Raw genomic sequence first — 5,205 nt, forward strand, 5'->3', positions numbered from 1 at the left:
GATAACCCAGGCCAGCGCTGGCGCCGACCCATTCGCCCAGCACCGCGCCAATCGGCGCCACCGCGGCAGCGACGCGCAGGCCGGAAGCCAGCGCCGGCAATGCCGCCGGAATAGCAATATGGCGCAACACCGCCCAGCGTCGATCAGCGGGCGCCATGACCCGCGCCAAATCCAGCCAGCCACGCGGGGTATGGCGCAGACCGTCATAGAAATTCGCCGTCACCGGGAAATAGATGATCAGCATCGCCATCGCGATCTTGGAACCCATGCCGTAGCCCAGCCACAGCACCAGCAGCGGCGCAATCGCGAACACCGGAATCGCCTGGGAAGCAATCAGCATCGGCAACAGCCAGCGCTGCGCCCGGCGGGAATAGCCCAGAACCAGCGCGGTAACGCCGCCCAGCAGCGTACCGAACAGCAGACCCAGCCCGATTTCCAGCGCGGTGACGGCGGCATGGCCGAGCAGCGCACCGGCGTTGCGCCACAGGCTGAGGGCGACCGCCAGAGGCGTAGGCAGCAGGTACGGCGGCAGATCGCCCAATTCAATCACAGCTTGCCAGAGCAGCAGCAACCCGGCCAGGGTCAGCAAACTGCGCATCAGCCCGTTCACGCTACCGCTTCCAGCCGCCGCAAAATGGCGCGATAGGCTGCTTGCACTGCGGGATCGCCGGGATCGCGGGGCGGATCACCGGGTAAATCAGGCAGGGCGTGCAAGGTCGCCGGGCGCCCGTTCATTACCAGAATATGCTCGCCCAACCGTAATGCCTCCAGCGGATCATGGGTAATCAGCAGCACCGTGCGCCCCGTCAGCAGTTCGACCGCCATGGCTTGCAAGCGCAGTCGGGTCAGCGCGTCCAGCCCGGAAAAAGGCTCATCCATCAACACGACTGGGCGATCTTCCATCAAGGTCCGCGCCAGCGCCGCCCGCTGGCGCATCCCGCCGGACAGTGTATCCGGTCGCGCCAGCGCACAATCCGCCAGTCCAACCCGCACCAGCAATTCCAGCGCTCGTTGCTGATCCGGTCGGTCGCCGCGCAGCCGGCTACCCAAGGTGACGTTGTCCAGCACATTCAACCACGGCAACAGCAAATCCTGCTGGGCCATATAGGCCACCCGTCCGGTCAACGGCAAGCCATCACCACCGTGCAATTCGCCGCTGATGCCAGGCGGAGTCAATCCGGCCAGCAACCGCAGCAGGCTGCTTTTGCCAATGCCGCTGGGACCGAGCAGGCAGGTGAAACTACCGCCCATCAGTTCCAGATCCAGCCGGTCAAACAGCGTCATTCCGGCGTAAACCAACCGGGCGGCGCGGAGACGGACGGCTAAGGGCAAGAGGGAAACGGGAGACGGGATCACCGCCGAAGGTGTGGGCATTTCGAGGACGATGCGGGAATGACAGAAATCGGAAAGAGGAGTGATTGTAGTGATCAGCATCAGCCGTGCCTAGTTTGCAGTGCGCCGATTCATAATAAAAGGAAATAACCATATAGATACTCATTCCTTTTAGATTGATCGGTTTATTGCTAAGTTATCAACATGAAGCGCACCCAAGGCGATGCTTCGACTCCATTCCGATCACCCAAAGCAGTGACAAGGTAAAACAGGCCATGACTCAGGCACAACAGCAACCGGATCTGCATTTTCAGGGGGATGCTGTGCAGCCAGGGTTCAACATGGCGAAAATGAACCGTGAGATGGATCAGTTGAGCGCTGAGCAACGGGTCGCATGGGCGCTGGAAAATTTCCCTGGCCATGTGGTGCTGACATCCAGCTTCGGCGCGCAATCTGCCGTCTGCCTGCATCTGGTGACTGCCCAGCAACCTCATATTCCGGTGGTGTTGGTGGATACCGGCTATCTGTTCCCGGAAACCTATCAATTTATTGATGAACTGTCCGAGCGGCTGACTCTGAACCTGCATATCTACCGCGCTGATCATGGCGCAGCCTGGCAGGAAGCCCGCTACGGCAAGCTGTGGGAACAAGGGCTGGAAGGTATCGAACGCTACAACTGGCTCAACAAGGTCGAGCCAATGCAGCGGGCGCTCAAGGATTTGAACGCTGCCGCCTGGATTTCCGGGCTACGGCGACAACAGGCCAAGAGCCGCCAGGATCTCGACGTGCTGTTGTGGCGCAACGGTCGCTGCAAGGTACACCCGCTGATTGACTGGACTGACCGCGATGTCTTCCGCTATTTAACCCAGCACAACCTGCCCTATCACCCACTGTGGGACCAGGGCTACGTCTCCATCGGCGACGTTCATACCACCCGACGACTGGCTGACGGCATGAGTGATGAAGAGACCCGGTTTTTCGGACTCAAGCGTGAGTGCGGTCTGCACGAGCATGTTTAGAAGCTGTCATAGAAACCATCGAAGAACCGATTTTTATCACAGTTTACTGTTCATGCAACCCGCGCTGACACATTCGCGGTGGCGGTCATTAAGGAACTGAGTCCGCTCAATGGTTGTATTGGCAGCACAATCCATATCCAACAGGATTTCACTCCGTCGGGTCTCACTGCAATTCTGGTTGCGCTCTTTAATCCAGACAAGCTGCGCTTTTTTGAGCAATTGTCTCCCTTCCATATCCAATTTTTCGGATAGTTTTTTATAAGCCTCATTGAGTTCCTTATCTGCCTGGATATAAATTTTAGTACTGCAATAAACCACGTCATAATCAGATTTGGTTTTTTCACAATCCGCCCATACCGGCGCAGCGAACAGGAGGGCGATTAAAATCAGGCTGTTTTTCATGACCGGTTCCTCATTTCGAATTTGAGACTTCAAGGACTTGGATAGCAATGTGGGATAGATTAAAAATATCCTGCTGTTTTCATTCATCCCATTATTCCAGCGCAAAAAACGCCTGCACCCGTTCCAGTTTCCGCGTGCGCGGCATCGGCGGCAGACTGTCCAGAAATACCCGCCCGTAGAACTTGCTCAACAAGCGCGGATCACCCAGCACCAGCACCCCCCGGTCGCTCACATCGCGGATCAGCCGGCCTGCGCCCTGCTTGAGGGTGATAACGGCATGAGGCAATTGATAGCAGCGGAACGGGTCTTCACCGCGCTGGCGTAAAGACTCAATGCGCGCCTGCACCACTGGATCGCCGGGCGAAGCGAACGGCAATCGGTCAATGATCACGCAGGACAGCGCCTCGCCGCGTACATCCACCCCTTCCCAGAAGCTGGCCGTTCCCAGCAACACTGCATTGCCCAAGGATCGAAACTGGTGCAGCAACGCTGTTTTTGGCCGATCCCCCTGCACCAGCAGCGGATAAGCCAAGCGATCCGCCAATACTGCCGCCGCTTCACGCAGGGCGCGATAGCTGGTGAACAGCAGAAACGCCCGCCCCCGGCTGGCTTCCAGCACCGGCAATACCGCCTCCAACAGCGCCGCCGTGTAGTGCGACACTCCGGGATCAGGCAATTCTGGCGGGTGATAGAGCAAAGTATTGCGGGCGAAATCGAACGGACTGTCCAGCCGCAGCGCTGCATAATCCTGCAAACCCAACCGCGCCGCAAAATGCTCGAATCCCTGCCCTACTGCCAGCGTCGCTGAGGTAAAAATCCACGCACCGGGCCGCGCCGTCATTTGCTTTTGAAATACCGGCGCAATGTCGAGCGGGGTCAGACTCAGGGTAAAACCGCGCCCACGGGTTTCAAACCAGCGTACCTGGTCCGGGTTGCTGTTCGGACCGGTTAGTGTCAACAAACGCTGCGCCAGATCCTCGCCACGCCGGTGGCAGTTCTCCAACCCTTTGCCGCGCTGCGCCGCCTCTTTCAATGCCTCACGCAACCGATCCAGCACTTCGGTCAACTGGCTAACCGCCTCCACCACTGCCGACTGAGCGGCTATTTCCTGCCATAACGCCCGGTGATCCGCTGCACCCAACCCCTGGCGCAGTGCCGGGATCGCCGACTCCAATGCTTCGGCCCGGCGCCGCAGATCGACAAAATCCGCCGCCTCCCGTAATTGTTCCACCACCGTATCCCGCACCAGTTCGCTCAACTGCCGACCGCTCAACGACTGGCCGAAAAAGTGGCTGGCGATCTCCGGCAACTGATGCGCTTCATCGAGGATAAACGCTTCTGCTTTGGGCAACAATTCGGCAAACCCTGCCGTCTCCTTGAGCGCCAAATCCGCGCAAAACAGATGGTGGTTAATCACCAGCACATCCGCCGCCAACGCCTCGCGCCGCGCCTTGACCAAAAAGCAGTCATCGAATTGTGGGCAATCCTGCCCCAGGCAGTTGTCCACCGTGGAAGTCACTCGCGGCCAGATCAGCGAGGATTCCGGCACATCGGGAATTTCGGTAATGTCGCCGCGCTGGCTGCGACCGGCCCAAGCGTGAATCCGGCGCAACTCAGCCACCTGATCGAGCGAGGGTAAGCGGCCTTCCTGCTCAGTGGCTTGCAAGCGATAGCGGCAGAGGTAGTTGCTGCGCCCCTTCAGCAGTGCAGCCTTCACCGGCACTTTCAGTGCTTGGCGTACTACCGGCAAGTCTTGATAGTAAAGCTGATCCTGCAAGTGGCGGGTGCCGGTAGAGATGATGACCCGCGCCCCGGCCAGCAACGCAGGGATCAAATAAGCGAAGGTTTTACCGGTGCCGGTGCCGGCTTCAACGATCAGCGTCCCGCTGTCATTCAGAATGGCCGCGACCGCCGCTGCCATGTCCTGCTGCTGCGGGCGCGGCGCAAATCCCGCGACCTGTCGAGCCAGTGGGCCATCCGGCCCCAGCAATTCGGTCATGTTGTCCACAGCAACACCTCGCAACCGCACCGACTTCAGCGCGACTGCACCGCCCGCGCTTCGGCTTCCTCGGCACCAGAGCCATTACCCGCCGCCTTGCGGGCGGAGGCGATTACCTTCCAGTTGCGGGCTTGCAACGCCCGGTTACCGCCGGCCAGATTGTTGGACTTGCTCGCCAGCGACTCGGCCTGCTGGTATTGGCCCTGATGCAGGCGAATCTGGGCAAGATCGTGCCAGATGCCGGCATTGCGTGGCTCAATGCGCAGCGCCCGTTCCAGTGCCGCACCGGCCTTATCCAACTGGTTACTCTTGACGTACTTGTCGGCGCTATCCAACAACGCAACCACCGCTTGATTCCCTTCGCGGGTAATTTCTGCTGGCGGCAAATCAGCCGGCGGAGATCGGAAGAGCACACGTCTGAACTCCAGTCACGCCAATATCTCGTATGCCGTC

The 5,205-nt window shown here is 59.4% G+C and carries 6 protein-coding genes; 1 reads left to right on the forward strand and 5 read right to left on the reverse strand.

The genetic code is table 11. The features are described 5' to 3' along the window. Both BN874_RS20225 and BN874_RS20230 read right to left on the reverse strand, forming a co-directional pair. Positions 1-610 (reverse strand): ABC transporter permease (locus tag BN874_RS20225; RefSeq protein ID WP_034436457.1); only part of this gene is annotated, 610 nt, incomplete at its 3' end. Continuing rightward, positions 607-1,374 (reverse strand): ABC transporter ATP-binding protein, encoded by a 768-nt coding sequence (locus BN874_RS20230; protein WP_034436466.1) that lies wholly within the window; start codon positions 1,372-1,374, stop codon positions 607-609. The genes BN874_RS20230 and BN874_RS20225, both read right to left, overlap by 4 nt. Positions 1,375-1,673: 299 nt before the next feature. On the opposite strand from BN874_RS20230, the gene BN874_RS20235 reads away from it, so the two are divergent. Further along, positions 1,674-2,351: a phosphoadenylyl-sulfate reductase gene (locus BN874_RS20235; protein WP_051498134.1), complete on the forward strand. Its 678-nt coding sequence runs from the start codon at positions 1,674-1,676 to the stop codon at positions 2,349-2,351. A gap of 36 nt (positions 2,352-2,387) precedes the next feature. Here the strand turns inward: BN874_RS20235 and BN874_RS20240 are convergent, their stop codons facing one another. The 3 genes from BN874_RS20240 to BN874_RS20250 all read right to left on the reverse strand — a co-directional run bounded on the left by BN874_RS20240 (position 2,388) and on the right by BN874_RS20250 (position 5,165). Continuing rightward, positions 2,388-2,753: a lysozyme inhibitor LprI family protein gene (locus BN874_RS20240; RefSeq protein ID WP_051498132.1), complete on the reverse strand. Its 366-nt coding sequence runs from the start codon at positions 2,751-2,753 to the stop codon at positions 2,388-2,390. Between the two features lie 91 nt (positions 2,754-2,844). Beyond that, positions 2,845-4,752 (reverse strand): DNA repair helicase YoaA, encoded by a 1,908-nt coding sequence (gene yoaA / locus BN874_RS20245; RefSeq protein WP_051498135.1) that lies wholly within the window; start codon positions 4,750-4,752, stop codon positions 2,845-2,847. A gap of 35 nt (positions 4,753-4,787) precedes the next feature. Then, the gene (locus BN874_RS20250) at positions 4,788-5,165 is read right to left on the reverse strand and encodes a tetratricopeptide repeat protein (protein ID WP_051498133.1); all 378 of its coding nucleotides are present in this window, start codon (positions 5,163-5,165) and stop codon (positions 4,788-4,790) included. Between the last annotated feature and the right edge of the window lie 40 nt (positions 5,166-5,205).

It is taken from the genome of Candidatus Contendobacter odensis Run_B_J11 (assembly GCF_000531125.1).
Classification (GTDB): Bacteria; Pseudomonadota; Gammaproteobacteria; order Competibacterales; family Competibacteraceae; genus Contendibacter; species Contendibacter odensensis.